Raw genomic sequence first — 25553 nt, 5'->3', positions numbered from 1 at the left:
AATGGTCCGGCGTGGCGGCATCAAGCCTTGGCGGCGGTGTCGAGGGCGAGGGCGTGGAGCGCGCCGCCCATCCGGCCCTTGAGGGCGGCATAGACCATCTGATGTTGGGCGACCCGGCTCTTCCCGGCGAAGGCGCTGGACCGGATGATCGCGCGATAGTGATCGCCGTCGCCAGCGAGGTCTTCGATGGTGATTTCGGCGTCGGCAAAGGCCTCGCGCAACAAGCCTTCCAATTCGTCCGCGGCCATAGCCATGAGCGGTAATCTCCTTACTTTGTGCCACTTTAGCATAATTTTGCGCCCAAAAGAGCGGCAAGCCCCACCAGAGGATGGCCCGTTTCGGGAACACGTGACGATCACGAAAGTTTTGGTTGCCGAGCTTGGCGCCTTCGGTGCATCAGGCGGAGGCTTGGGGGAGGGCGGTCCAAACAGATCGCCCACTGCGTGGAGGACGTTGACAAGGGCGCCATTTCCGAAAATTTAGGCGCCGGCGTCGACAGCCGCCTGGGAAAGAAGACCGCAAATGCGGCAGCCCGGAACGGTTCACGGTGGGAGGAAGCGCATCGCACCCCGGCACACGGGATGATCGCGACCTTCAACAACACGCATACCAAACCGGGGTGGGATGAGCCGCGATTGCCTCGCGCTCGCCCCGCCGAGATTAGATTTCAGGGCAGGCAAAAGGGCAGACAATGACGTTGATGAATTCCTTGCTGACGTTCGCGCAGCAAAGCGCCGCTCCGGCGGCTGAAGGCGCTGCGGCGCCGGCTCCGGCGGCCCCGGCCGCCACGACCTCCGCGGCCGAACTGGAAGCTGCGAAACAGCGTGGCGCTGAAGCCGCCGCTGAAGCGGCCGGCCAGCAAGAAGTGTCCATGATCGAACTCGTTCAGCACCTCAACGGTGTTGAAATGGGCGTCATGGTGATCCTCGGCCTCTGTGCGATCTACGCTGTCGCGCTGCTGTTCGAAAAGATCTACGTGATGCGCAAGGCCTCGAGCCAGACGAAGGAATTCCTGGCTTCGTTCCGCAAGGCCAATTCGGTTGAAGAAGCCGAAGCCATCGTCCGCAAGCTGCCGGCCTCTGGGATCAAGTCGATGTTCGACGCCGGCATGGCGGAAGTCCGCCGTACGCAGGACCTCGGCCTCTACACGATGCGCGACGCCCGCGACCACACCATGCAGCGCGTCAGCGCCGCGATGGCCACCCGCCAGAACGAGCACCTGGATGACCTGGGTTCGTCGATGACCTTCCTCGCGTCGATCGGCGCGAACGCACCGTTCATCGGTCTGTTCGGTACGGTTTGGGGCATCATGGTCGCCTTCGTCGGTATCGCCAAGACGCAAACCACGTCGCTGGCCGTCGTTGCTCCGGGTATCGCCGGCGCTCTGCTCGCCACTGCCGCTGGTCTCGCCGCCGCTATCCCGGCCGTGCTCATCTACAACTTCGCCGCCAAGCAAATTTCCAAGCAAGGTACGAAGCTCGACGACTTCGCCTCGGAATTCATCGCGCTGGTTTCGCGCGACATGGACCGTCGCGCTGGTTGAGCTTTAACCGAGCATTGGAGGACCCCCAATGGCGGGTAAAGTAGGCGGAGGTGGCAGCGGCAAAGGGCTGGATGTCAACGCGGATCCTAACGTGATCCCGTTCATCGACATCATGCTCGTGCTGTTGATCATCTTCATGATCGCCGCGCCGATTTCGAGCGTGGATATTCAAGTGGAAATGCCAGACGCGCGCATCATGCCGTCTCAGCGTCCGCCGCGTCCGACCTGGATTTCGGTGAACGAAGATGCCGGTGGGTTGCACGTGTACGTCATGAACGATGAGGTCAATATCAACGACCTCGGCGAGCGGACGTACGAAGCGGTTCAATTGAACACGCCGACAATTGCCGGCGATGATTTTGAAATTCGCGACCAACGGATTTACATCCGCGCGGATGGCGATCTGGCGTACCGTAATGTTGTGCGTGTGATGAACCGTCTCCAGGACAAGGGCTTCACCAAGATCGGCCTCGTCGCCGAAGATCGGCGGAGGTAGGTCATGGGAGCCAAAGTAGGAGGCAACAAGGGTGGCCCGGTTTCCGAACCGAACGTCATCCCGTTCATCGATATTCTGCTCGTGCTGCTGATCATCTTCATGGTGACGGCGCCGATTCCGACCGTCGACATTCGTGTCGATCTGCCGCCGCCGAATCCGGTGCCGATCCGTCTCGTGGGCTTGAACCCCACGGTCGTCGGCATCCGTGAAGGTGCGGCTGGCATGGAAGTGTTCGTGGACGAGCAGGTCGTCGAGATGTCGCAACTCGGCGATGTCACGTTGGAGCATGCGATCCGCAATAATCCCGCACTCAACGTGCAGGACATTTACGCGGAAGCTCGCATCTTCGTGCGCGCCGATCAGAGCACTGCGTACGGCAACGTTGTCGACGTGATGAGCCGTCTTCAAGAAGAAGGCTTCGTCAAAGTCGGCATCTTCGCTGAACTAGCGAGCGAGGGGTAACGGCTAATGGTACCTCTTCGTTTATTGTCGCTAGCGGTCGCAGCTACGATCTGTTTGACCCTGGTCTGGATGGCGGTGAACCAAAAGTTCTCCGCGATCACCGACCTGTTTGAAGAATCGGACGCCGTGAAGGTGGAAATCGAGGAGGAGGAGAAACCACCGCCACCTCCGCCGCCGCCGCCGGATCGTCCGCCGCCGCCGCCGCCGCCTGAGCAGCGCGTGCCGCCGCCGGATCTGTCTGCGCCGCCGACGCCGACGCCGATCCCGGTTGCGGTTGACCCGCCGCCAGCGCCGCCGACGCCGTCGGTCATCACCAACGCGGTGTTCACCGAGCAACCGGACGCACGTGACTTCGCCCGCTACTATCCTGAGCGTGCTCAGGAACGTGGTCAGGAAGGTCGCGCCACGGTCGAGTGCATTGTGGGCGCGGACGGTCGTCTGTCGTGCACGATCACCAGCGAAGACCCGCCTGGCTGGGGCTTCGGTGAAGCGACGCTTCGCGTGTCGCGTCATTTCCGTGTCGCTCCTGCGACGCGTGATGGCGCTCCAACCTCGGGCGGTCGTATTCGCCGCACGATCCGGTGGGTTCTGCCCGACTAATCTCGGTAGAGACTTAGAATGGGGCCGTCGGAGCGATCCGGCGGCCCTTTTTCTTGCCCGCTTTCCGGCCTATCGCCCGCGTGTGTGCTAGGTTCGCGCGCACGGTGGAGCTCAAGGCTTGCAGCAGGCGCAGACACGCTTGGCGGCGCTGACGATCGCCACCTTTGTCGTCGGAGCTTTGCTGTGGGCGGCGTTCAGCGCGCGATTTACTATGCTACTGGACGCGCCGATTGCGCCGGTCGCTGTACTGAGTGAGATCGCGCCACGACCGCAAAATGTGGAGCAAGTGCGCCCCGAGCCGCCGGAGGCGCAGCGCGAGGAGGTCCAACCCGCGCCAACGCCAGCGCCCGCCGCGCCCGCGCCCTACACCGGCGAGCCGCCGGACATCTCCAATCCGATTTGGCTCTCGCGTCCGCCGAGCCCCGAGCGCTTCTATCCGCGCGCCGCTTTCATGCGCGGCGTTGAAGGGCAGGTGACGTTGGCGTGCTTCGTCGAGTTGGATGGACGTCTGACCTGCACGATCGAACAAGAGGCTCCAGCGGGGCAGGGCTTCGGCGATGCAGCGCTCGCGATAGCGCGCGCGCACGTGATGCAGCCGGCCACGATCAATGGCGCGCCAGTGCGAGGTCGCTATCGCATGGTGGTGCCGTTTTCACTCGATTGATCTCGCAAGTGTGATCGCGCTCGCGCGCGCGTGAATTGGCGCATGGCGCGACGCATGTGAGCCTTCGTGTATGGACGCCGCGCGTTCCATGACGCGGCGCATGGGAGGCAGGCATGGCGATCGCCTTTGCGTCGCGCGCACGTGCGCAGCGCATGCATCCGGCTGCAGAGCCGAATATGATTCCGTTCATCGATGTGCTGCTCGTGCTGCTCATCATCTTCATGGTGACATCACCAAAACCCACAACCGATTTGCGTCTCGATCTGCCGAGCGACGGCATGCCAATCGCGGTCGATATCGCGCCGACAATCATCGATGTCGTGCGCGGCGCCGGTGGCGATGCGCGCGTGCTTGTCGACGGGCAAGACGTGGCGTGGGATGCGCTGACAGTAGAGGTTTTACAGCATATCTCCGCACAAAATGCCGGTTTGGACGATGCGACGATGTTCGCGGAATCGCGCGTCTATGTGCGCGCCGATATGGATCTCGCGTACACGCATGTCGTGGAGGCGATCGACACGTTGCAGCGCGATGGCTTCGAGAAGGTGTCTGTCTTCGCGCAATCGGCGGATGATTGATCGCTAAAGCGTGATCGCGTTCTCGCGCCTGTGAATTGTGAGAAGGAGAAACGCGGATCAGCCTCTCATCAAGCGCCGACGATCGATCGACGCAAAGATGGGAGGCACAATATGCAGAATGAAATGCGCGTACGCGCAGCGTCCTTCGCGATCTCCGCCGGATTGTTGAGTGCGGCGGCGATTGCGGCGCTCACGGCCACATTTACGAGCGTAAGTTTTCGGCTGCCGGATGTGCCGATCATCGACACCATCTTTGAGCGGCCGGAGGACCCGCCTCCGCCGGTGACGAACACGCCGCCGCGGACGTTGCCGCCGACGAGTGAGTTTCAGCAAATCGAGACGGTGCTCCCGACGACTGATGCCGCACCGCTGGAGCCCATCGCGTCGACCGAGGTGATCGGCGCGCCATATTCGCCGCCCATGATCACCAACCCACGCTGGCTGCAACGGCCGAGTGGGCTTGAGGATTATTATCCCCGCCGGGCGCTGCTGCGGGGCGTCGAAGGGCAGGTTATGTTGGACTGCCTGGTCACGACGTCCGGCACGCTCAGTTGCGCCGTGGTGTCAGAAACGCCTGCCAATTGGGGTTTTGCCGAAGCGGCGCTTCGCATTTCGCGCGACTACCGCATGGTTCCCGCCGAACGCGACGGCGTGCCGACCGAAGGACGCTATCGCATGGTGGCGCCATTCCGCATCGAATGAGATTTTCGTGATCCGGCGTTGACCGCATTTTGGCCGCGTTTGCCTCGCACATGCGGCCATTGAGGGCTATAGAGACGATCCCCAATAGGAGAGGTCTGGTATGAAGTTTCTGATCGGCGTCGCCGCCGCCACTCTGCTCATGGCGTCGCCCGCTCTCGCCCAAACGCCGACTGCCGCGACTGCACCGGATGTGTGCGTGGGCTTTGCCGCCGCACCGACTGTTCCGGATGGCGCCACCGCGACCCCGGAAGCAATGTCGACGATGGACACCGAATTCCGCGCTTGGCACAGCGCAGGCACTGCGAAGCTGCAGCAATGCCGCGCCGAAGTTGATGCGATGCGTGCGCGTCTCGCGGCGACCGAAACGGCTTACAACGCAGGCGTTGCTCTGCTGAATGGCACGCGTGACGCATGGCAAGTTGAAGTGGACGAATACAACGCACGCGCGCCGGCGCGCCGCGGCCGCAACTAATCGGCCCGGTAGCGCCAGAGCGGCGTCAGCAAAGCTAACGCGACGGCGGCGAGCGCTAATCCTAACCCAGGAATAAGCGCCGCCGCCCGCGACCCAAACTCACTCGCAGCGTAGCCCACAGCGATCGATCCGATCGGCGCGCCGCCCATAAAGCCCATCGAGTACACGGCAAGCACGCGCCCCAGATAGCGCGGTTCGGCTGCGCCTTGTGTGATGGTGCGGCTGGTGGAGATGGCGATGCCGGCGGCAAAGCCCCAAACCGCAACGATCATGCCGAACACATAAAACGGCTTGTCGAACGCGAAGCTGATCAGCGCCAACGCGCCAATGAGGTGCGAGGCGATCATCGCTTGGCCTGGACGCCGCAACGGCTTCAAGCGGCTCAGCAAAACCGCTGACACAAACGAAGCGCCCCAGAAGCACGCGAACAAGAGCCCAAGCCGGTTCGATTGCATCAGCGCCGTGCCGCCATACGCGTCGCGCACGATGAGCGGGAATAGCACCTGAAAAGAGCCGATTACGAACACGCCCATATAGGCGGCCGAGATCAGCATCGGCGACATGATCGGATTGCGAAACGAATAGATCACGCCATCGCGCACGTCGCGTAGTGCGCCAATCACCGAGCGCTCGTGGCCGGTTGGCTTGGGCGCTTGCACACCAAGTGACACGGCTGCGCCCAGCGCGAGCACAAATGCTTGGAGCGCAATGAAGGGCGCTGGGTTCGCGCCGGCGAAGCGCGCGACGAGAATGCCAGCGATCTGGGCGCCGATTTGCACGGCGGTCGCGGCTGCTGCTGCGGTGGCGATGGGAATATGTCGACCGCGCTCGGTTTCGCGCGCGATGACGCCGTTCAGCGCCGCATCGCGTACGGGCATCATGAACGCCGCACACCCGCCAACGAAAATCGCATAGCCGATGAGGATGATGTAGGTCAGCGCGCCGTTGGCGATGATGAAGTAGAGCGCCATTGAGGCGAGCGCGAAGGCGAGGTGAAGCTTCGCTAATGTCGGCCCGGCCTTGGCGCGTTCAGCCAGCAGGCCGCCAAAGAGCAGTAGACAGAACATCGGCGCCGAGAGCGCCGATTGTGCGACACCAATGCCTGCCGGCGTCGCGCCCAGAAAGAACGCTACAAGCGACGGGAACAACACGAATTGCATGCCGAAGGCGAAGAAGTAGAGCCCGACCAGCACGTAATAGAGCGGGAGTTCCGGCACGATCCCGAAAAGCGATTTGCGGTCGGGGTGGGGCGCGGGGTCCATCGAAAACAAGCAATAAGCGGCGGGACGCTGCGGCGTCCAGCGCCAGCTTGCGTCTGTTAACGGGTGGTTAGCGGCGCGCGTGCTGACTCCGGGTGATATGCCCGTCGCGAATCAGCCCCGGTCGGACTTTTCCGACCAGCTGCCGCCGCTCGAACTGAGCGAGCCGCATGCGCCAAAGGCGCGGCTCGCGCTTGTGTCGCGGCTGTGCGAACTCGTGTCTTGGCCGGAGAGCCGTATCCCGGCGTATGAGCGCCAATTGGCGGCGGACATTCTTGTTGGCCTGCTGCGCACGTCGAGCTTGGAATTGCGCCAGCGCTGCGCCCATGGCCTGGCGCGAATTTCCGACGCGCCAAAAGCGCTGCTGCGTTATCTCGCGCGCGATGAAATTAGCGTCGCCGGGCCGCTGCTCGAGAATGGCGTTGGTTTCGACGATTCCGATCTCATCGCCACGATCCGCGCTGGCGTCACGCCGCATTGGGTCGCGATTGCAAAGAGACGTGGGTTAAGCGAGCCGGTGACGGATGGGTTGATCCAAACCGGCGAGGTCCAGGTCATCGAAGCAGTGCTGCGCAATCAATTCGCGAAACTTTCGATGCAAGGCGTCGATGTGGCGGTGGCGCGCTCGCGTCAGGCCGCGAGCTTGCCCAAGCTGCTCGTTGCGCGAACGGAATTGCGGCCAACGCAGGCGCTGGTTCTGTTCTGGTGGGCGAACTTTGAATCGCGCGTGCAAATCCTGCGTCGTTTCGCAGTCGATCGCACCGCTTTGATCCTTGAGCTCGGCGATGTGTTCAAAATGGCGGCCGCCGAAGGCTGGGCCGATGCGGATACGCGCAAGGCGCTGCAAGTTGTGGAACGTCGCCAGCGCAACCGCGCTGCGGCCGCGCAAAGTCCGTACGGCTCGCTCGAGGGCGCGCTTGCGGCGGCCGAGCATGGACTCGATCGGAATTTGCTGCATGAGATCGCGCACTTGGCCGGCGTGAAGCCGACGACGGCGCAACAGATATTCACAGACGTTGGTGGCGAAGCCATCGGCGTGCTGTGCAAAGCCGTGGGTTTAAAGCGCCCGCTCTTCCTCGCTTTGTGGCGCGCGTTGCGGCGCCCGTACGGCGATCCGGACAGCACTGACAATCCGCTCGGGCGCGCGGCTTATGTGTTTGACACATTGGCGACGGCGAAGGCGCAGACGGTCGTGCGGTACTGGAATTGGTCCTTCACGGCGGACGCCGTTGAATTGCAGCGCGTTTCTTTCGAAGACGACACGCTCGACCTCTCGCTCGCGCGGCGCAACGCCGCATTATTGTTCGGGCGCAACGGCTGAGACTTCGCCGCTGTCGCAACTGGCGAATCCGTCCTCCAACAGCTAATCGTTTGAGCCTTCGCGCCGGCGGCGCAGGGAGGCTCATAACGTGCTTCACGCCGCGTCTTTGCTGACGGGATTGTGGATAATCTGGCTGCTCGCAACGGGCGGCTGGCGCTCCAATGAAGAGCTCGCGATTTCGGGCCTCGCGGCGATGTGCTGCGTGGTGTTCGCTTGGCGTGCCGGCGGCGTCAGTGGCGCGCTGTCGCGTGCGCCGGCAGCAGCGTTTCGCGCGCTTTCACGCGTCGGCGCCGTGCTCAGCGGCGCGTTCGCGACCATGCGCGCTGCGATCGCGGCGGACGTGACGTTGAAGCCCGCTTTGGTGCGCGTGAAGTCGCGGGCGCGGCGTCCCAACCAACGCGCCGCGTTTGGTGCGATGATCAGCGCGACGCCCGGCATGGCCGTGGTCGATGTGGATCCCGATGGACTCTTGGTGCACGTGCTGAATGAAGACGCGGTGGACGCCGACGACCTCGGGCGTCTCGAAGCGCAAGTGATTGGCGGGGGCGAGGCATGATCGGGATTGTCGCCATCGCCGGCGTGTCGATTGCTTTGATCATGACATTGCTTCGGCTGTTTTCGGGGCCGTCGCTCTACGACCGCGCCTTGGCGGCGACTTTGGTGTTGATCGAACTCGCGCTGATCGCTGCGGGCGCGGCGGTGTTCATGGGCGATGCCGCCATTGTCGATGTCGCGCTGGCTTTGGTGTTTGTGGCGATTGTGACCGCCGTAGCGGTGCTGAAGTTCTTCCGCGCGCGTACGTTCCAACCGGCGCTCGTGCGCGCTGGCGAGGATAGCTGATGGGCGGCGATGCGATCCTCGAAATCATGCGCTTAGGGATAGGCGGCGCGTTCGTCGCGGTTGGCCTGGTGTTTCTGCTCGGCGGCGCGGTGGGGCTGTTGCGCTTTCCTGACATCTATACGCGCGTACATGGCGCAACGACCGCCAATCCGTTGGGTGCGGTTGTTATCGTGACCGGACTTGCGATCGCTGCGCCGAGTTTGGCGATGGCTGTGAAGCTGCTGCTCCTCGCGCTCCTGCTCGGCGCTCTAGGGCCGCTCTGGTCGCACGTGTTTGCAAGTGCGGCGCATGCGGGCGGACTGGCGCCAGTGACCGGCAAATACACAGCGCCGCGTCCCGGCGCGGGTGAGCCAACATGAGCCTGATCGCGCCGTGGATGGCGCTCGCCTTGATGTGCGCTGCATTCGCCGCCGCGCTCGGCGCGGTGCTCGCGCGCGCGTTGTTCGTCATGTGCATGTATCTCATCGCCGCGGGCGCGCTGGCGACGGGCGCCTTTGCGTTGCTCTATGGCGGCGGCGCGGTTGGCGTTGCGTTGATGTTTGCGGGCGTTGCGCCAGTTGCACTGCTTGGCCTGATTTTACTCAGCGCGCGCACAACGAAGGCGCAACGGCGCGCGCGGCCTTGGCTGAGTGTGGGCGCGGCAGTGGTCGTCGCACTCGTGGTGCTGTGGTCCACATCCGAACTTGGCATTGCGGGGCCGGCGGAAGCGCCGCCGCCGGAAGCGATTAGCGCCTGGATCGCGCCCATCGTGTTCGTGGCGGTCGCGGCCTTTATCGGGTTGCTCGGCTATGGCGAGCGCGGCGCGCTGCAACGCAATTCGATGGATGGCGAATTGTGAAGCCCGGCGCGCACATCATGATTTCGGCGACGGCGCGTCTCTATGCGCCGTTGATCGTTCTGTTTGCGTTGAGCTTGTTGGCGGTGGCGCCTTCCGGAAGCGGGATTGGCTTTGTCGCGGGGCTGGCTGCTGGTTTGGCGCTGATGCTGCATGCGCTCGTGTTTGGCGCCGCGGCCTCTGCGCGCGCGTTTCCGCCGTGGCTCAGCCGCGTGTTTGTGGCGCTCGGGTTGGCGACGGCAAGCGTGAGTGTTGGCGTTCCGGGTTTGGCGTTCGCGCCGCGCATCGTTGAGGCGGGCGCGTTCCTGCTGACGCAGGGCGCCTGTGCGCTGGTGATCGTCGCGTTGTTTGGTCGGGCGCCGACATTGCGAGACGGCGAATGGTGATCGATCCCATCGTCGCGCGACTTGTGCTCGCGGTCGCCGTCGCCATGCTGATGCTTGGCGCGGTGACGGCGTGGACATCGGCGAATTTTATCAAGCGCGTGGTTGGGCTGCTGGTGGCGAGCCTGGGCGCGCTTGCGGGTGCGGCTGCACTGAGTGCGCCGGTGACGTTGCTCGTGGTGGGCATTGCCGCGGCGTTTGCGCAATTGGCTATCGGCACAGCGCTCGGCGTGCGGCTGCAGGAAGCGTATGGCGGCGTGGAAGCGGCGGAGTTTGACGTCGCGGACGAGGCAAACGAGCCAGCGGAGCCGAAGGCGTGATCGGCGCGTACCTCGATCTCGCGCGGCTACACGCACCGTTGCTGACGCTGCTCGTGCCGCTCTGCGGCGCTGCGCTTGCGTTCCTGCTGCCGGGGCGCCTGGCGTGGGGCGTTGGCGTGATCACTGCATTCGCCACTGCGTTTCTCGGTATCGACGCCGTCGTGCGCGCGCTGCTCGAAGTGACGCCGCTCACCGGCACGATTGAAGGCGTGCTGCTCTATGCGGACGGGATCGCGATCTTCGCAGCGGCGCTGATCGCTGTCGCATTGGCGTTGTTGATAATGGGCGCTGGCGCATTCGTGCGCGATTTCCCCGCGCCCATCGCTGGCTTGGCGATCGCGCTGGTTCTATGCGCGGGCGCTGGGTGGATCGGCGCGGTGTTTGCGCGCGATTTGCTCGGTGTGTTCGCTGCGATTGAGTTCGCTTGGCTGGCGAGCGTTGGCGTGCTGGCGCTTTCCTCCGATCGCGGCGCGCTCAATGGCGCTTCGCGCATGTTCGTTGCTGGCGGTGTGTCTTCGGCGCTCTTCTTCTTGGGCGCGGCGCTTATGCATCGCGGCGTCGGCGGCACGGATTTGGCGACCCTGCCGAGCGCACACATCGATGCACCCGGACTTGCCGCGGCGGGTATGGGGTTAGTGCTGCTCTCCGTGGCGCTGAAGGCTGGCATTGCGCCGCTCAATTTCTGGATCGGCCCGGCGTACGGCAGAGCGGGGCGTCTTGCGGTTTTGGTATTGGGCGCGATCGGCGCTGTGGGGGGCCTTTCCGTGCTGGTGAGGTTGGCCTCATTTGCGCTGCCTGCGCCGGCGATTGGCGAGGGTGTTTCGATTACGTTGGCGACTTTGGGTGCGGTGAGCGTCGTTATTGGCTCGGTGCAGGCCGTGGGCGCTCGCAATGTGTTGCGGCTGGCGGCATACGCAGGCGCTGCACAAGCGGGCGTGGCGTTGCTGTGCGCCGCACTCGGTTCGCCGGCTGGCTTTGCGGCGGCTCTGGTGCAGATGTTTGCGATGCTGGTCGCGACGCTGGCGCTGCTTGGTGGTGTCACGTTTGGCGCCGGCGGCGCTGAGAAGTTCGACGCGCTGGATGGTTTGGGCCGGCGCGCGCCGTTGGCGAGTGCGGCGATCACCGCGGCCGCGATCAGCCTGATGGGTGCGCCGCTAACGATTGGATTCCTTGGCCGTTGGCGCTTGGTGGAAGCTGGTGTCGGCGCCGGCTGGTGGTGGGCGGCGGGCGCGGTGATCGTGACCTCGCTTGCGGGTGTGTTCTATGGCGGGCGCTTGGTGGAGCGCGTCTATTTCCGGCGCGTGACGGCGACACAGGCGCAAGTCGATAGCGAGCTCTGGCGCTTGGCCGGCGCGCCGCTGATGCTGGCGGCGATGCTCGCGATCGTTTGGGGCTTGGCGCCTGGTGTGCTGCTGCGCGCGGCCGATGGCGCGGCGGCTTTGATGGCGGGAGCGCCATGACCGCCGAACTCGCGCTCCTCATCGCGCTCGTGGCGCCGGTGGCGCAGGGCCTGCTTGTTGTGGCGCTCGCGCGTCCGCCGGGCTTGCGCGACGTCGCGCATGTCACGGGCGCTTTGGTGACGGCGCTCGCTGCATTCTATCTGATTGGCGTTGTCGCCGACGGTGGTACGGCGCGGATTGTGCTGGCGCGACCTTTGCCGCAGGTCGAACTTGCTTTCGTTGTTGAACCGCTCGGCGCGTTGATGGCGGCGACGCTTTCGTTGCTCGGCGTTTTGCATGCAGCGCATTCGGCAGGCGTCGTGCGGGCCACACACGAGAAAGCGCCGGCGCGCTTGATGGCGTTTATGGCGTTTGCGTCGGCGGCGACGATCGCGATCGCGTACTCGGCCAATCTGTTCACGTTCTTCGTGGCGTACCAGGCGCTCATCCTCGCTGTGTTTCCGCTTGTGGCGCATCGTGGCGATGACGAAGCGCGCAAGGCGGCGCGAGATTTCTTGGCGACGTTGCTGACGGCATCCGTGGGCCTGTTCTTGCCGGCGATGGTGTGGACGTACGCACTCGCGGGCGCGCTCGAGTTCCAGACGGGCGGCATGCTTGTCGGGCGCGTCGATGCAGTGACGGCGAACATTTTGCTGGTGCTTTATGTGCTGGGGCTTGCCATGGCGGCGACGCCGCCGCTGCATCGTTGGCTCGCTGCATCGAGCAGCGCGCCATATCCGGCATTAGTGTCGATCCAAGCGTTGGCGGTGTTGCCGGCTGGCGCGATCGGGCTGTTGAAGATTACGGCTTATGTGTTTGGCCCCGCGCTGCATGAAGCCGCGATCGCGTCACAAGCGTTGATTGTGCTGGTGGGCGCCGGCATGTGCGCGGCGGCGCTGATCGCGCTTTCAAAGCAAGATATTCGAGAGCGGCTTGCTTACTCAGCAATGGCGCAGGTGCTTGCTGTGGCGATGGGCGCGTTGCTGGCGCTGCCGGCGGGATTGTTCGCAGCGGCCTTGCAAGTTGTGGCGTTCGCGTGCGCCTCCGCGACATTGATGATGGCGGCTGGCACGACGGCGGCGGTGACGGCGCGCGAGAAGGTGGCGGACTATGCAGGGCTAGGCCGTGTGATGCCCTGGACATTTGCAGGCTTCGCGATTGCCTCCGCGAGCATGATCGGGCTGCCGCCCTTTGCTGGCGCCTGGGCGAAGCTGTGGCTCATCACGGCGTCGGCTGGCGCCGGTTTGATCTGGGCCGCCGCACTCGCCGGGATTGCCGCGATCCTGACCTTCATCCATTTAGGGCCGCTCGCGGCGAATGCGCTTGCAGCGCGCGCGCCGACCGATGCGTTCAAGCGACCGGATGGGGCATCGATTCTGCTGGCTGCACCCGTCGTGCTTGGCGCCGCGGCGACCTTGCTGTTGCTGTTGTTCGCTGACCCGCTCGCTTCGTTCCTTTCGCCGATCTGGACGCCCGCCTCATGACGAAGACGCCGCGCGCGCCATCTCAGGGCGGATTGCTGGGCGTGGCGACGCTATTCTGCGCGGTCGCGGCCGCGGCAGGGCTTGCGTTCGATTTCGTGTTGCGCGCGCGCGACGGATTTTGGATCGGCGCGCAGCCGGGCGGGATGGCGGCGCTCGGCGCCAGTGCTGCCATCTTTGCCGTGCTGGCCGCGCGTGGCGCACGCTGGTTGCTGGCGCGCAAGTCGCAGCCTGTAACGTCCGCAGAACACGAGGAGGCGCAAGATGCTGGCGCTCACCCTTAATCCCGGCTTCGTGCTGATCTTGGCGGCATTTGTGCTGCTTGCGACGCCGCGCGGATTTCGTGCGCCGACGATGGCGGGCGCTGCGATCCTGGCGCTGTGGCTTCTGCTTGATCACGAATTCGGCGCGGCGTCGGCGATGGCGCAGATGGGCTTGCCCGTCGTGTTGCTCAATCTCGACGCGCTCAACCGCATCTTTGGCATTGCGCTGCTAATCGCGCTGATCCCGATTGCGATCTATGCGAGCGCGCGGCCCAATCGCTACGAGGATTCCGCGATCCTGCTGATGTTTGGCGGCGCGGTGTCTGCGTTGTTCGTCGGCGATTTGATTAGCTTTGTGGCGGCGGCGTCGCTGGCGGGGCTGGCGGCGTCTTGGGTGACATTCTGTTCGACGATGGAGGATGCAGGACGCGCCGCCTCGCGGCTGCTGATCTGGCACGGCATCGAGGGGATGTTGTTCCTGGTCGGCGTGGCGCTGCATATCTCCGCGGGGGCGGAGGCGTCCGTGTTCGCGCGCATGGACGCATCGAGCCTCGGCGGGGTGTTCATTTTCGCGGCGTTGCTGATCCGCGTGGGCGCGCCATTGGCGCATGTGTGGCTGAAGGATTCGGTGTCGCATGCCTCGCCCGCCGGCGGCGCCGCGCTGTCGGCCACAACGACGATGCTCGGCGTCTATGCCTTGGCGCGATTGTTTCCGGCCGAGCCCGCGCTGATCTATATCGGCGCCGCGATGATCGTCATTGGCCTCTTCTATTTGGCGGCCGAGGATGATCTGCGGCGCGCCGCGTCGTATGGCCTGACGGCGCAAACCGGCATCTGCGTGGCGCTGATCGGTTTTGGTTCGCCGCTGGCGATGGCGGCGGCTGAGGGCACGGCGTTCTCCGCGATCTTCGCGTTCGTGGCCTATCAAGCGACGCTCGGCTCGATCGTGGATCGCACAGGCACGGCGCGCATTTCGACGTTCACTGGTCTCTCGCGCGCGATGCCGATCACGTCGTTCTTGTTGCTTGGCGCGGGGCTCGCGGTGTCGGCCGTGCCGGGCTTTGCGCTTTACGCCACGCACGCGGTTGCGCTCGACGCTTTTGCCCAATGGGACACGATTGCGCTCTGGGCGCTCGCGGCTGTCACGCCGGCAATGTTGTTCATCTGCTTGGCGCTGCGACCGATGCTGTCGATCTATCGGCCGTTGCCGCGCCCGTTGCGCATGAGCGAGGCGCCGTTCTCGATGTTGCTGGGCGCGGGATTGGCGACGTTCTTCTGCGCGTCCGTCGGCATGGCGCCGCGTTGGCTCTACGATTTGATGCCAGCGCAATTGACGTTCGAAGCATTCGCGCTTGATCGCGTCGCGCCGCAATTGGAGCTCTTGGGGGTCGCGGGCCTGGCGGCGATCGCGTTCCGCGTTTTTGCGATCGCTCCGCGCGACTTGCCGATCCAGCTCTACGACATCGATGCGCTCTATCGCGGGCCGCTGGCCGGCGCAGGGCGCTGGGGTGGGGTGCTGATGCTGCGCATCTATGGGGCGTGGCAGGATGTGTCGCGCCGGATCGCGCGCGCGGTGGCGAATGCGGCCCAAGCCTGGGTGAGCCGGTGTGATCGGCCGTACGCGGCTTCAATCTCCAGTTTCGTCCAACTCGCCTCGATTGGCGCAGCGTTAGGTCTCATGCTGCTTCTGCACTAGCCACATGTTTTCCCTGTTCTTTATTGTTTTTAGTAATCAGAAACCAAATAGTAGGCGGTACTATAAAACTTGAATATTGGCGTCGCGAATGGCTTGCAAGAGGGGGCGCCTTTCCTGTACTAGACCTAAATTGACTTGGCCGGCGGCGGATTGGGTATGGATCAGCAACGCGACTTGGTCGGCATGGTCGCCGAGATCGTCTCAGCGTACGTATCCGCCAATCAGATCCCCGCGCAGGAGCTGCCGGCGATCATCCGCACCGTGCATACAGCGCTGCTGGAAGTCTCGGGCGCGCCAGCATTGGCCGCTGACCATGCGCTCGAGCCGGCGGTCGCGGTGAAGAAGTCGGTGACGCCCGATTTCATCATCTGCCTCGAAGACGGCAAGAAATTCAAATCCTTGAAGCGCCATTTGCGCACGCGCTACGGCATGACGCCTGACGAATACCGGACCAAATGGGGTCTGCCGCACGATTATCCGATGGTCGCCCCCAACTACGCCAAGGAGCGCTCGACGCTCGCCAAGCGCATGGGCCTCGGCACCAGCCGCAAAGGCGCGTAACGAGGCGCAGGAAAAAATCCTATCCCCCCGCGCGGGCAGGTTTAGGCTGCGCGTTCGCTGAAATTGTACCGGCGAAGCAAGGAGTTGGGTTGATGAGGGTGTCTGGACGGCGCGCGGACGATGAAGCCGCTGCGCGTCTCACGCCCGGGGTCGTGGCCTATGCGCTTGATGTGCCGGAGGCGCGGCTGATCGGAAATGGCGGGGCTCGTCCGAGATCGCGTTCCGCGCGGCAAGTGGCGATGTATCTCTGCCATGTTGGCTTTGAGTTGAGCTTATCGCGCCTGGCCGTTGCGTTTCGCCGTGATCGCTCGACGGCCCCGCCGCTGCGGCGCGTGGTGAAGCGTGTGTGCTTCAATGAGGATGGGCTTGAAGCTTTAGAGCGCGCGGAAGGTTGGCCGGCGCGTTCGGGCAAGTTGGCGCTGAAGATGGCGTTGGCGCAATTGGCGGCGCGCTAAGCGGCGTCGCGCGCTTCTTGCTGGATGCGGTTCATCATCGAGAAGAGGCCGTTGGAGCGCTGCGCTGTCAGCGCTTCTTTCAAACCAAGGCGTTCGAACACGGCCTTCGGATCGATCGAGAGAATTTCCTGCGGCGTGCGGCCGGAGAAGATGCGCAGGAGCATAGCGATCTCGCCGCGCACAAGGTGCGCGTCGGAATCGCCGCGGAAATACAGCTTGTCCGGTGCGTCGGTGCGGCGTTCGCTGACCAGCCACACGCGGCTGATGCACCCGCGCACGCGGTTCTCCTCGGTGCGCTCAGCATCGCTGATCGGCTCAAGCGAGCGTGCGAGCTCGATCACATGCGAAATGCGCTCCTCCCAGTCCGGGAGGAGCGCGAAATCGTCCGCAAGGTCGTTGATGGTTTGGTCGATGCCGGCCATGGCCACGAAATGCGCCTTCGCGCCTCCGTGGGCAAGTGCTGCTAGCCGCGCTCGTTGCGGCCCGCCGTCATCGGCATGGGTGTCATCATGGCCGAGCCGCTGTCCGGCTGGGCGACGGCGCCGATGCAGGTGCCGATGTCGCGCAGACCGTGCTGGCCAAGGCAGAACGCATTTTCATAACGGAAGCGCGCGGCGGACATGCATTGATAGAGTTGCAGCTGGGCCATCTCGAAGCAATCGCGCGAACGCGGATCGTTGATGAGCCGCGTTACCGCGCTTTGGTTGGTTTCGGTCGCTTCCAGCGCTTGGAGGGCGGCGACAGCAGCCATGCGGTCAAGCGCTTCACCGCGCGTGACGTTCACGCGGAAAGAGCGGGCGGCGGGCGTCGAGGCAACTTCTACGACTTGATCGCCGCCACGCAGCGAGTCCCAGAAGCGGCGGCCGCCATAGGCGTTCGGATCGCTGCCGGGCGTAATCGAAAGCGGCGCAACAGCAAGGCGTGGCGCGTAATCGGCGGGCACGGCGTTGTCCGGGGCGCCTTCGCGGCCGAGCGAGCGGATGCGCTGCAGGCGGGCAGGCTGGCCAGGCGCAACTTGGTTGCCCCAACGCTGACGTTGCACCGAATAGGCGAATTCCTGGTAGCGATCGGCGACGGCGGTAATGCGCGCCGCGTCAGCATTGGCGGAGTCGAGCAGCATGCGCGTCGCTTCCGGGCCGCCGCGCAGGCCGCGCGCGTACGAGGGATCAACGCTGACCGCCCAGATTACCGCGTCACGGCCGTAATACGCGGCGGCGTCGCGGACTCCCTGCACGAAGGCTGGCGATTGAGCTGCAGTCTGAGCGCCGTAGGCGATCCATCCGCGCGTCAACTCATCGCGATTGTGACGGGCGACGCGATCGAGCGCCGTTTCTAGCGCGTTGGCGTCGCGCGGCGTCGTGGCGCGAAGTTCCGAGACGTCGCTATGATAGGCCGCGTAGCCGGCGATCGCCGTCTGCAGATCGACGTTAGCCGTCGTATCGTTCGACGGCGTCTGAGCATTGGCGACGCCTAGAAGGGCGACGGCCGCGGTGGTTGTCCAAGCCGCAAAGCTGCGCATCGGCTGTGCTCCCCTAATCCTGAAATGGTGAGTCCGCTTCCGACATCGACTCGTAGCGGGCATCCTGTCCCCCAGCGCGTTAAGAAGACTTTTACTCGCGAGCCGCCTTTCGGTGTCAACGAAATCAGCAGTAACCATTCCTGCAAAAGCAGCGCCGCGCCCATTTGGGATCGCCCTGGCTCTTTGGGCCTGGGCGATTGGTGTTGTCTTCGTGGGCATCGTTTCGGGACTGAATGGCGCGAAAATAGGGCCATTGGCGACGGCATGCGCATTGGCGCTCGCGCCATCTTTCACAGGTTTCATTTTGCTGCCGCGACTGGGGAGCCGGTGGGGCGCGCTGAGCTTTGTCTGGGTTTGGCTGTTAACCGCGATTGGTCTGATTTCTGGAACCGGTGGCGCCGGATCGCCGCTGACGGTGATGCTTTTGATCGCGCCTGCGGCGGCTCTGGCCTTGGGGCGGCCCTGGGCGCCTGAGGCGGGGGCGGCGGCGGTTTTGGGCTTTGCCCTGGCGGCGTTCCTGGCCGGCATGGAAGTCCGCCCCGAGCTGGGGCCATTCCCTGAGACCTTGGCCGTGGTCGCGATCGCTCTGGCGGTGGGGTTGATGGCGCTGAGCCGTCAGTCGCCAGCCCCGGCGCGGGCGCAAGCGATGGGCGAGCGGATCGCGGAGGTGTCGCACGAATTGCGCACGCCGCTGACGCACATTCTCGGTTTCTCCGAGATGATCGAGCGCCAGATCTTCGGCGAGCTGAGCACGCGCTACGTCGAGTACGCAGGGCTCATTCGCAAGAGCGGCACACACCTGCTGGGGCTCGTAAACGATCTGCTCGACCTCTCGCGGATCGATGCGGGTCGGTACGAAATTGAGACGGGCGATTTCGACGTGCGCGGCGTGGTCGAAGATGTCGTGCGGCTTTCGATTGACGGCGCGGAGAAGAAGCAAATTCAACTCGGCATGGTGACGCCCGAGGCGCCGCTCTTGGTGCACGCTGATGCGCGCGCGGTGAGGCGCATACTGATCAACACGGTAGGCAATGCGATTAAGTTCACACCGGAGGGCGGGCGCGTGATGGTGGTGGCCGAAGCGCGTGATGGTGCGCTGGTGCTGGACACGATCGATAATGGGCCGGGGATTCCGGAGGAAGATCGCGAGAAGCTTGGGCAGGCTTATGAGCGCGGTTCAGGCGGCGCGCGGGCGGAAGGCACGGGCCTTGGCCTAGCGCTGGTGCGGGCGCTGGCGACTTTGCATCGCGGCACGCTGAGCTTTCACGATGCGCCGGGCGGCGGCGCCTTGGTGCGGGTAACGCTGCCTGTGCTGCGCTCTAGCGGCGAAGCGTAAGGAATGCGCGCGCGGCGGCGATATCGCCGACTTCCACCAGCAAACGCTGCGTGGCGCGGCCGTTTTGAACTTCAATCGCTACGGTTTCGCGCGGATCAAGCGTAAGCAGGTCGCGAAAGGCTTCGTCGGGGAACGAAAACGCCGCTTGGCTGCGATTGGCGTCGAGGCGCTCGATGCTGCGTGTCGATGGGATTTCTCGTTGCGCTGTTTCCGGCGCTTCGCCTGCTGACAATCCATAGGCGACGCGCTGCGGCAAGCTGATCTCGGTGGCGCGGGCGCGTGATTGGTCGCGCATGATGAGGCGCGCGGACGTTGGCGCCGGCGCGCCACGTGCGACGGGGATGGTAAGCGTAAGGCGCTGCGCGGCGGCTTGCTGGCGTACGCCGAAGGTGGCGGCGAGCGGTGCGTCGATGCTTTGGCTGATGCGCCAGCCTTCATTGCCACGGCGCGCGGTCCAGTCGCGCTGCCAGCCGGGGAATTGCATCGTGCCCGCATTGGCCCAGGAGGCGAAGGAGCGGTTGGCGTTCGCGACCGCTTCGCGCGAGCGCGCGTCGTTGCACTGGCGCGATTGCGCGGCGGCGACAACGCTCTGCTCAAGCTGTCGGACTTGCGCCGTCGACCAGCCCTCGCGCAGCAACGAGCCGCGCGCTTGGGTGAGGCCGACTTGCAACGCATCGCGGATAGAGCGCTCCAGTACGCGGCATTGATTGTCGATCTCGATCAGGCCGCGGCGCTCAACATAAGCTTCGCGTGCGTTCGGCCCCGTCTGCGCCGAGGCGGCGGCGGTGAGCGTGGCCGTTAAGGCGGCGGCAAGAAGCAGGGCGCGCATGAGAGTGAAAGAGGTTAAAGGAAGCTCGTTGCGTTCGAGTGAACGAGGTGCCGCATGGACGAGCTAAAGACGGACTTTTGGGCCAGCGCGCTCATCCGTCGCGCCCAAATTGGCGGCGCGTTCGCGGGCGTGGTGCGCAAGGGCGACACGGACGCGGGCGCTGTGATGGTCAAAGTGGCGACAATGGACGGTAAAGCGCGGCTCTATGGGCCGGCGCGCAATGGCGAGGGCGAGCGGATTTGGCTCGATCTCTCGGCCGGGCCGCTGGGAGATGTCGAGGCAGACGTGGACGCCCATATCCGCAAGCGCGCCGATACCGATCCGGACCTCTGGGTGATCGAGGTCGAGGACAAGCACGGCCGGCATTTTCTGCAGGAGCCGGTGGATTCTAAGGCCTGACCTCGCCGGGTTGCCCCTCCCAGCCCTTCGGCGTAAACGCGCCGCTTCACTTTTAGACCGAGATTCATGTCCGCCGACCCCGCCACCGAGGCCGCCCGCCGCCGCACTTTCGCGATCATCTCGCACCCCGACGCCGGCAAAACGACGCTCACTGAAACGCTGCTGCTTGCAGGCGGGGCTATCCACTTGGCTGGCGCCGTGGCTGCGCGCGGTCAGGCTCGGCGCACGAAATCAGACTGGATGAAGATCGAGCGCGAGCGCGGCATCTCGGTATCGAGCTCGGTGATGATGTTCGAGCACGATGGCATGGTGTTCAACCTGCTCGACACGCCGGGCCACGAAGACTTTTCGGAAGACACCTATCGCACGCTGACCGCCGCTGACTCCGCGATCATGGTGCTGGACGCGGCGAAGGGCATCGAGCCGCAGACGCTGAAGCTGTTCGAAGTCTGCCGCCTGCGCGACATCCCGATCACAACCTTCATCAACAAGATGGACCGCGAAGCGCAGGATCCGTTCGCGTTGCTGGACGAAATCCACTCCAAGCTCGCGATGGATACGGCGCCGATGTATTGGCCGGCGGCGTCCGGTCAGCGTTTCGCCGGCATGCTCGATCTGACGACCGATGAGTTCGTGCCGTTCAAGCGATTGGAAGCGGGCGAGCAGGGTTTTGCGAGCCAAGAGCGACAAAAACGCGGCAGCGCGGATTTCCTTGAAGGCGTCAGTGACGACGTGCGCGTGGAACTGGCGGAGACAGCGGAGCTGGCGCGCGACGGTCTGCCAAAGTTCGATCTGCAGGCCTTCCGAGAAGGGCATCTGACGCCGGTGTATTTCGGTTCGGCGCTGCGCCGTTTTGGCGTGTTGGAATTGCTCGCCGGCATTGGCGCGCATGCACCGGCGCCTGCGGCGCAGAAGGCTATCGCGAAAGGCGTGGATACCGACATCGAGCCCGGCGACGATCGCGTGACGGGCTTTGTGTTCAAGATCCAAGCGAACATGGACCCGAAGCACCGCGACCGCGTGGGTTTCTTCCGCGTCGTCTCCGGACGCTTCAAGCGCGGCATGACGCTGAAGAGTGCCATCGGCAAATCGCTGAACGTGCACAATCCGCTGATGTTCATGGCGCAAGAGCGCGAAATCGCGGACGAAGCGTTTCCAGGCGATGTGATCGGCATCCCGAGTCATGGCGGCTTGCGCGTGGGGGATTCGCTTTCTGAAAACGGTGACGTGTCGTTCAAAGGCATTCCGAACTTTGCGCCGGAAATCCTAAAGCGGGTGCGCGTACGCGATCCGCTGAAGCAAAAGCATTTGCGCAAGGCGTTGGAGTCGCTGGGCGAAGAGGGCGTGACGCAGGTATTTAGACCTGTCACGGGTGGTGATCTGGTGGTTGGCGCCGTTGGTCAGCTGCAATTCGAAGTGCTCGATGAACGGATGAAGGCCGAATACGGTCTTGAAGTGATGTTCGAGACCTCGCCTTACCAGGCCGCGCGCTGGATCAGTGCGGATAGCCGCGCCGATCTCGATGCGTTCATGGAGAAATCCAAGATGCAGATGGCCGAAGATGTGGACGGCTCGCCGGTGTTTCTGGGCAAGAGCGATTGGGAAATCGGCTACGTGCTCGACAAGAACCCAAATATCCGTTTCGCCACGCGCAAAGAACGGACTTAGGCGGCGCGCGCGCCGTCTGCGCCCTTGCGGACCTTGAAGAAGCGCAATGCGCGCTGCGCGGCCTCGACCGGCACCGAATTATACATTTTGCCGAATTCCTCGGCCTTGGCCATGGCTTCATCGCCGCCGCAGGTCAGCACCGCGAGGGTCACGAAGAGCGGACGCTCGATGTTCGAGGCGCGGCAGATCATGGCGAGCCCGTCGATGTCTTTGCGCTCAAGCAGATCGGCGATGGTCTGGTGGTCGATGCTGGTGATCTCGGCCAGACCGTAGAGGAAGTGCATCTGCTTGGCCTCGCGATAGAGCGAAACCAAAAGGCGCGCATTGAGCTCGCCGGCGTTCTTCTTCGACATAATGAAGTTCATCGCGTTCTTGGCTTCGGCGCTCAAATCGGCAGCGCTCGTGCGCATACGCTCGCGCGCTTTGGCAAGGGCCGCATCGAGCGTCGCGGGATCGACCTTGGCGTTGCGCTCCATGATTTGATCGCGCAGACGGGTCTCGACCACGAAATACATTTCGTTGAGCAGATCGAGCGGCATGTCGGCGCGTCTCACGACGCCTTCATGCAAGCGCTCGTTCTTGCGCGCGCGATCAACGGCTGCTTCCATGCTGGTGCGGGAAATGCGGGCGCTGTCGTTGCGGATGAGCGTGTCGAGCGCATTGTCATCGCCAAAGCGGACGATCGCGTCGGAGATTTTTTCGCTGACTCCCTCGCGTTGGGCGACGGCTTTGATGTGGTTCTGGCTCTGATAATTGACCACATGCAGAAGCGTCTGCTCGTCGAGCGCTTTGCTGTTGCGCAGAACCGGCCCTGCAATCTCATAAGAATGGTTGGCGAGATCGCGCATGAGACCGGTCGGGGCGTCGTCGGCGTTGGCGAAACGCTGCGAGAGTTCGGCCAGCACTTCGTCCTGCATCTCGGCGGCGACCAGCTGCATCACATCGTCGAAGAGGGCGGATTCGCGATCCGTCCGCGTATCCGAGGTCGCAAAAAAGAGGTCGGTGACCTCGCGCAGAAGCTCGCGACGTTGATTACTGTCCGGCGTCTTGGCCAGATCGATCAATTTGGCGAACCGCGATTGCGTCATGGGTCGAAAGTCCTGAATCGCGGGCACCATAAGGCGCTAGCGTAAACAAACCTTACTGAGGCGATTAACGTCGGACAGTTGTGTCGAATTTTTCGTCCGGCCCGCCGAGGAGAAGCATTGCCGTTTCAACGGGTTCAGCGGCGCGCGGCGATGGCGGCGAAGCGGACAAGACGGCAGGCGCAGCCGGAATTGGCTCGCTCGGCGCGGAGGTGACGGCTTGGCGCAGAATCTGCGGCGCGCGGGCGCTTAGGCCCGAAACAGGCGACATATTTTGCGGGACGTTGGCGCGGAGCGCGCAGAGATTTTCCGCGTAGGACCACGACATACAGAGCGTATCGGCCGCGCACATGCGGGCGCAGGCTTCGCCATTTGCTGTCGGAAGCGACGAATAGGCGCCCGCCGCGCGTGGCGCGTCGAAGGCGGCGAGGGTGAGGGCGGCCGCCATCGCGGCGACAATTGATACAAGGCGCATGGCGCAATGTTCGCGCCGCTTTGGTTAACAGAGGATTCACTCCTCAGCTGAAAGCGCCTCGCGCTTGAGCTCAATTTCGAGCCATTCGGCCTCGATGGCGTCCCGCTGGGTGCGGGTCGCCTCGATGCGGGCGATCGTTTGCTCGAATTTTTTCGGGTCGCGTGCGAATAGCTCGGGATCGGCCATTTGCTGTTCGAGGGTTTCGATTTCTTGGCTGAGCTTAGGCAGCAACGCATCGATCTCCGCGGCGCGACGCTCGTCTTTGTAGCTGAGTTTGGTTTGGCGCTTGGGCTGTGCTGGCGCGGCGGCTTGCGGTTTGGCTGCGGGGGCTTGGCGCTTGGGCGTGACGCCGCCGTATTCGCGCTCGAAATCAGCCCAGCCGCCCGGCGTCTCCGCCCAACGGCCATTGCCGAGCGGACCGATCACTTGGGTGGCGACCCCGTCGAGGAAGGCGCGGTCGTGGCTGACGAGGATCACAGTGCCGTCGTAGCCGGCAAGCATGTCCTCCAACGCGTCGAGCGTATCCATGTCGAGATCGTTGGTCGGTTCGTCGAGCACCAGAACGTTGGCGGGCTGCGCCAGCGCGACGGCCAAGGCGACGCGATTGCGTTCGCCGCCCGAAAGCGCAGAGACGGGCTGGCGTAATTGTTCGGGGCCGAAGAGAAAGTCTTTGGCGTAAGCGGCGACGTGGCGCGGTTTGGTGTGCACTATCACTTGGTCGCCGCCTTGCGGCACGAGCGTATCCCAAAGTGTGGCGTTGTTATCGATCAGTGCGCGCGCTTGATCGACGTACGCGATGCGCAAATTCTCGCCGAGTTTCACGCTGCCGCTGTCAGGCTCGCGACGGCCAAGAAGAATTTCTAGCAGCGTCGTCTTGCCGGCGCCGTTCGGGCCGACGACGCCGAGGCGATCGCCGCGCATAAGGCGTAAACTGAGATCGCTGATGACGACCTTCTCGCCGTAGGTCTTGCTGATCTTCTTCATATCGATCACGAGACGCGCAGATTCGCCGCCGCGTTCCGCTTGAATCGCGGCGGATGCGCCGCCGATTTCGGATTTGCGTTCACGGCGCTCGGCGCGCATCGCCAGGAGCTTGCGGCGACGGCCTTCGTTGCGCGAGCGGCGCGCGGTGACGCCGCGCTGCAGCCAATGCTCCTCGGCGCGCAAGTGCGTTTCGAGCCGCGCCAAAGCGCGCGCTTCTTCTTGTTCTACGGCCTCGGCCCATTGTTCGAACGCGGTATAGCCACGATCAAGCTTGATGAGGCGGCGTTGGCGCAGCCAGAGGGTTGCTGTCGAGACGCGTTCGAGGAAGCGGCGATCGTGGCTGATGATGAGGGCCGCGCCTCGGAATTGCGCGATACGTTTTTCGAGGTCTTCGATCGCTGCGATGTCGAGGTGGTTGGTGGGCTCGTCCAGCAGCAGCACGTCGGGATCTGCGGCAAGCGCGCGGGCGAGTGTGGCGCGGCGGGCTTCGCCGCCGGACAGGCGAGTGGGCGCTCGGTCTGGATCAAGACCGAAGCTTTCGAGTGCGGATTCGGCGGCGTGCGCCGGCGTCGGCAGTGTGCTGCCGCGTAAGCTTACCGACGGCGCGCACGCATAGTCGCGCAACGTGGTGAAGCCGTCGAACTTGGAGTCCTGCGGCGCCATCGCAAGCTTGACGCCTGATGCGTAGCCAATTTCGCCAGCGTCCGGTTCGGCAACGCCCGCGAGCATCCGCATCAACGTAGATTTGCCCGCGCCATTCGCGCCGATGAATGCGACGCGCTCGCCCTTGTGCAGCACGAATTCCGCACCGTCGAACAACGGCGCTGCGCCGAGGCTTAGGCGCAAGTCTTTGACGTGCGCGAGCGCTGGTCCTGTAGCGGCCATGGT

32 protein-coding genes are annotated in these 25553 nt (G+C 64.1%); 24 read left to right on the top strand and 8 right to left on the bottom strand.

What is annotated here, in order from left to right:
* Positions 1-20 precede the first annotated feature (20 nt).
* Entirely contained in the window at positions 21-254 is a 234-nt protein-coding gene (locus tag EPJ54_RS06250; RefSeq protein WP_135210785.1) for a BolA/IbaG family iron-sulfur metabolism protein, read from the bottom strand.
* A gap of 437 nt (positions 255-691) precedes the next feature.
* Here EPJ54_RS06250 and EPJ54_RS20220 point away from each other — a divergent pair, with 437 nt between their 5' ends.
* The 8 genes from EPJ54_RS20220 (at position 692) to EPJ54_RS06205 (ending at position 5517) form a co-directional block, all read left to right on the top strand.
* Positions 692-1543 (top strand): MotA/TolQ/ExbB proton channel family protein, encoded by an 852-nt coding sequence (locus EPJ54_RS20220; RefSeq protein WP_135210784.1) that lies wholly within the window; start codon positions 692-694, stop codon positions 1541-1543.
* A gap of 28 nt (positions 1544-1571) precedes the next feature.
* The gene (locus tag EPJ54_RS06240) at positions 1572-2039 is read left to right on the top strand and encodes a biopolymer transporter ExbD (RefSeq protein WP_135210783.1); all 468 of its coding nucleotides are present in this window, start codon (positions 1572-1574) and stop codon (positions 2037-2039) included.
* A 3-nt stretch (positions 2040-2042) separates the two neighbouring features.
* Positions 2043-2501, top strand: a complete 459-nt coding sequence (locus EPJ54_RS06235) for a biopolymer transporter ExbD (protein ID WP_135210782.1) — start codon at positions 2043-2045, stop codon at positions 2499-2501.
* 54 nt (positions 2502-2555) lie between these two features.
* A complete protein-coding gene (locus EPJ54_RS06225; protein ID WP_167755600.1) occupies positions 2556-3101 on the top strand; it encodes an energy transducer TonB in 546 nt (181 codons plus the stop codon).
* A 118-nt stretch (positions 3102-3219) separates the two neighbouring features.
* Positions 3220-3765, top strand: coding sequence for a TonB family protein (locus EPJ54_RS06220; protein WP_135210780.1), 546 nt, complete (start codon positions 3220-3222; stop codon positions 3763-3765).
* 113 nt (positions 3766-3878) lie between these two features.
* Positions 3879-4343: an ExbD/TolR family protein gene (locus EPJ54_RS06215; protein ID WP_135210779.1), complete on the top strand. Its 465-nt coding sequence runs from the start codon at positions 3879-3881 to the stop codon at positions 4341-4343.
* Between the two features lie 111 nt (positions 4344-4454).
* On the top strand, positions 4455-5045 hold the full coding sequence (locus EPJ54_RS06210; RefSeq protein WP_135210778.1) for a TonB family protein: 591 nt from the start codon (positions 4455-4457) through the stop codon (positions 5043-5045).
* A 100-nt stretch (positions 5046-5145) separates the two neighbouring features.
* A complete protein-coding gene (locus EPJ54_RS06205) occupies positions 5146-5517 on the top strand; it encodes a hypothetical protein (protein ID WP_135210777.1) in 372 nt (123 codons plus the stop codon).
* Here the strand turns inward: EPJ54_RS06205 and EPJ54_RS06200 are convergent.
* Positions 5514-6779, bottom strand: coding sequence for an MFS transporter (locus tag EPJ54_RS06200; protein ID WP_135210776.1), 1266 nt, complete (start codon positions 6777-6779; stop codon positions 5514-5516). The two genes, EPJ54_RS06205 and EPJ54_RS06200, sit on opposite strands and share 4 nt — an antisense overlap.
* Positions 6780-6876: 97 nt before the next feature.
* Here EPJ54_RS06200 and EPJ54_RS06195 point away from each other — a divergent pair, with 97 nt between their 5' ends.
* From EPJ54_RS06195 to EPJ54_RS06135, 13 genes are all read left to right on the top strand, one after another.
* Entirely contained in the window at positions 6877-8097 is a 1221-nt protein-coding gene (locus EPJ54_RS06195) for a DUF2336 domain-containing protein (RefSeq protein WP_135210775.1), read from the top strand.
* Positions 8098-8185: 88 nt separating this feature from the next.
* Positions 8186-8653, top strand: coding sequence for a Na+/H+ antiporter subunit E (locus EPJ54_RS06190; RefSeq protein ID WP_135210774.1), 468 nt, complete (start codon positions 8186-8188; stop codon positions 8651-8653).
* Complete coding sequence (locus EPJ54_RS06185; protein WP_135210773.1) at positions 8650-8937, top strand: MrpF/PhaF family protein; 288 nt, start codon at positions 8650-8652, stop codon at positions 8935-8937. The genes EPJ54_RS06190 and EPJ54_RS06185 overlap by 4 nt, the downstream gene beginning before the upstream one ends.
* The gene (mnhG, locus tag EPJ54_RS06180) at positions 8937-9296 is read left to right on the top strand and encodes a monovalent cation/H(+) antiporter subunit G (RefSeq protein ID WP_135210772.1); all 360 of its coding nucleotides are present in this window, start codon (positions 8937-8939) and stop codon (positions 9294-9296) included. The genes EPJ54_RS06185 and mnhG overlap by 1 nt, the downstream gene beginning before the upstream one ends.
* A complete protein-coding gene (locus EPJ54_RS06175) occupies positions 9293-9775 on the top strand; it encodes a hypothetical protein (protein WP_135210771.1) in 483 nt (160 codons plus the stop codon). The genes mnhG and EPJ54_RS06175 overlap by 4 nt, the downstream gene beginning before the upstream one ends.
* Positions 9772-10158, top strand: a complete 387-nt coding sequence (locus tag EPJ54_RS06170) for an MnhB domain-containing protein (protein ID WP_135210770.1) — start codon at positions 9772-9774, stop codon at positions 10156-10158. Before EPJ54_RS06175 ends, EPJ54_RS06170 begins: the two co-directional genes overlap by 4 nt.
* On the top strand, positions 10152-10475 hold the full coding sequence (locus tag EPJ54_RS06165) for a hypothetical protein (RefSeq protein WP_135210769.1): 324 nt from the start codon (positions 10152-10154) through the stop codon (positions 10473-10475). The genes EPJ54_RS06170 and EPJ54_RS06165 overlap by 7 nt, the downstream gene beginning before the upstream one ends.
* Entirely contained in the window at positions 10472-11935 is a 1464-nt protein-coding gene (locus EPJ54_RS06160) for a proton-conducting transporter transmembrane domain-containing protein (protein ID WP_135210768.1), read from the top strand. Before EPJ54_RS06165 ends, EPJ54_RS06160 begins: the two co-directional genes overlap by 4 nt.
* A complete protein-coding gene (locus EPJ54_RS06155) occupies positions 11932-13398 on the top strand; it encodes a proton-conducting transporter transmembrane domain-containing protein (protein WP_135210767.1) in 1467 nt (488 codons plus the stop codon). Before EPJ54_RS06160 ends, EPJ54_RS06155 begins: the two co-directional genes overlap by 4 nt.
* A complete protein-coding gene (locus tag EPJ54_RS06150) occupies positions 13395-13679 on the top strand; it encodes a hypothetical protein (RefSeq protein WP_135210766.1) in 285 nt (94 codons plus the stop codon). Before EPJ54_RS06155 ends, EPJ54_RS06150 begins: the two co-directional genes overlap by 4 nt.
* On the top strand, positions 13660-15354 hold the full coding sequence (locus EPJ54_RS06145; RefSeq protein ID WP_135210765.1) for a proton-conducting transporter transmembrane domain-containing protein: 1695 nt from the start codon (positions 13660-13662) through the stop codon (positions 15352-15354). Before EPJ54_RS06150 ends, EPJ54_RS06145 begins: the two co-directional genes overlap by 20 nt.
* 156 nt (positions 15355-15510) lie before the next feature.
* Complete coding sequence (locus EPJ54_RS06140; RefSeq protein ID WP_135210764.1) at positions 15511-15915, top strand: Ros/MucR family transcriptional regulator; 405 nt, start codon at positions 15511-15513, stop codon at positions 15913-15915.
* Between the two features lie 92 nt (positions 15916-16007).
* Positions 16008-16370 carry a DUF6456 domain-containing protein gene (locus EPJ54_RS06135; protein ID WP_135210763.1) on the top strand — a complete coding sequence of 121 codons (363 nt, stop codon included), beginning with the start codon at positions 16008-16010 and terminating at the stop codon, positions 16368-16370.
* Here the strand turns inward: EPJ54_RS06135 and EPJ54_RS06130 are convergent.
* Both EPJ54_RS06130 and EPJ54_RS06125 read right to left on the bottom strand, forming a co-directional pair.
* The gene (locus EPJ54_RS06130) at positions 16367-16792 is read right to left on the bottom strand and encodes a SufE family protein (RefSeq protein WP_135211201.1); all 426 of its coding nucleotides are present in this window, start codon (positions 16790-16792) and stop codon (positions 16367-16369) included. The genes EPJ54_RS06135 and EPJ54_RS06130 overlap by 4 nt on opposite strands.
* A 41-nt stretch (positions 16793-16833) precedes the next feature.
* Positions 16834-17889, bottom strand: coding sequence for a hypothetical protein (locus tag EPJ54_RS06125; protein WP_135210762.1), 1056 nt, complete (start codon positions 17887-17889; stop codon positions 16834-16836).
* A 418-nt stretch (positions 17890-18307) separates the two neighbouring features.
* Here EPJ54_RS06125 and EPJ54_RS06120 point away from each other — a divergent pair, with 418 nt between their 5' ends.
* Positions 18308-19225, top strand: a complete 918-nt coding sequence (locus EPJ54_RS06120) for a sensor histidine kinase (RefSeq protein WP_239590817.1) — start codon at positions 18308-18310, stop codon at positions 19223-19225.
* On the opposite strand, the gene EPJ54_RS06115 is transcribed toward EPJ54_RS06120, so the two are convergent.
* Positions 19209-20054, bottom strand: a complete 846-nt coding sequence (locus EPJ54_RS06115; protein WP_135210760.1) for a hypothetical protein — start codon at positions 20052-20054, stop codon at positions 19209-19211. The two genes, EPJ54_RS06120 and EPJ54_RS06115, sit on opposite strands and share 17 nt — an antisense overlap.
* 54 nt (positions 20055-20108) lie before the next feature.
* On the opposite strand from EPJ54_RS06115, the gene EPJ54_RS06110 reads away from it, so the two are divergent.
* Positions 20109-20453, top strand: a complete 345-nt coding sequence (locus EPJ54_RS06110; RefSeq protein ID WP_135210759.1) for a DUF1491 family protein — start codon at positions 20109-20111, stop codon at positions 20451-20453.
* 66 nt (positions 20454-20519) lie between these two features.
* Positions 20520-22121, top strand: a complete 1602-nt coding sequence (locus EPJ54_RS06105) for a peptide chain release factor 3 (protein ID WP_135210758.1) — start codon at positions 20520-20522, stop codon at positions 22119-22121.
* Here EPJ54_RS06105 and EPJ54_RS06100 read toward each other — a convergent pair.
* The 3 genes from EPJ54_RS06100 to EPJ54_RS06090 all read right to left on the bottom strand — a co-directional run bounded on the left by EPJ54_RS06100 (position 22118) and on the right by EPJ54_RS06090 (position 25550).
* Positions 22118-23209, bottom strand: coding sequence for a DUF2336 domain-containing protein (locus EPJ54_RS06100; RefSeq protein ID WP_167755599.1), 1092 nt, complete (start codon positions 23207-23209; stop codon positions 22118-22120). The genes EPJ54_RS06105 and EPJ54_RS06100 overlap by 4 nt on opposite strands.
* A gap of 64 nt (positions 23210-23273) precedes the next feature.
* Positions 23274-23681, bottom strand: a complete 408-nt coding sequence (locus EPJ54_RS06095) for a PAN/Apple domain-containing protein (RefSeq protein ID WP_135210756.1) — start codon at positions 23679-23681, stop codon at positions 23274-23276.
* A 36-nt stretch (positions 23682-23717) separates the two neighbouring features.
* Entirely contained in the window at positions 23718-25550 is a 1833-nt protein-coding gene (locus tag EPJ54_RS06090) for an ABC-F family ATP-binding cassette domain-containing protein (protein ID WP_135210755.1), read from the bottom strand.
* Between the last annotated feature and the right edge of the window lie 3 nt (positions 25551-25553).

The sequence above is a fragment of the Vitreimonas flagellata genome (assembly GCF_004634425.1).
GTDB lineage: Bacteria > Pseudomonadota > Alphaproteobacteria > Caulobacterales > Aquidulcibacteraceae > Vitreimonas > Vitreimonas flagellata.
This window is presented reverse-complemented; position numbering and strand designations above follow the sequence as displayed.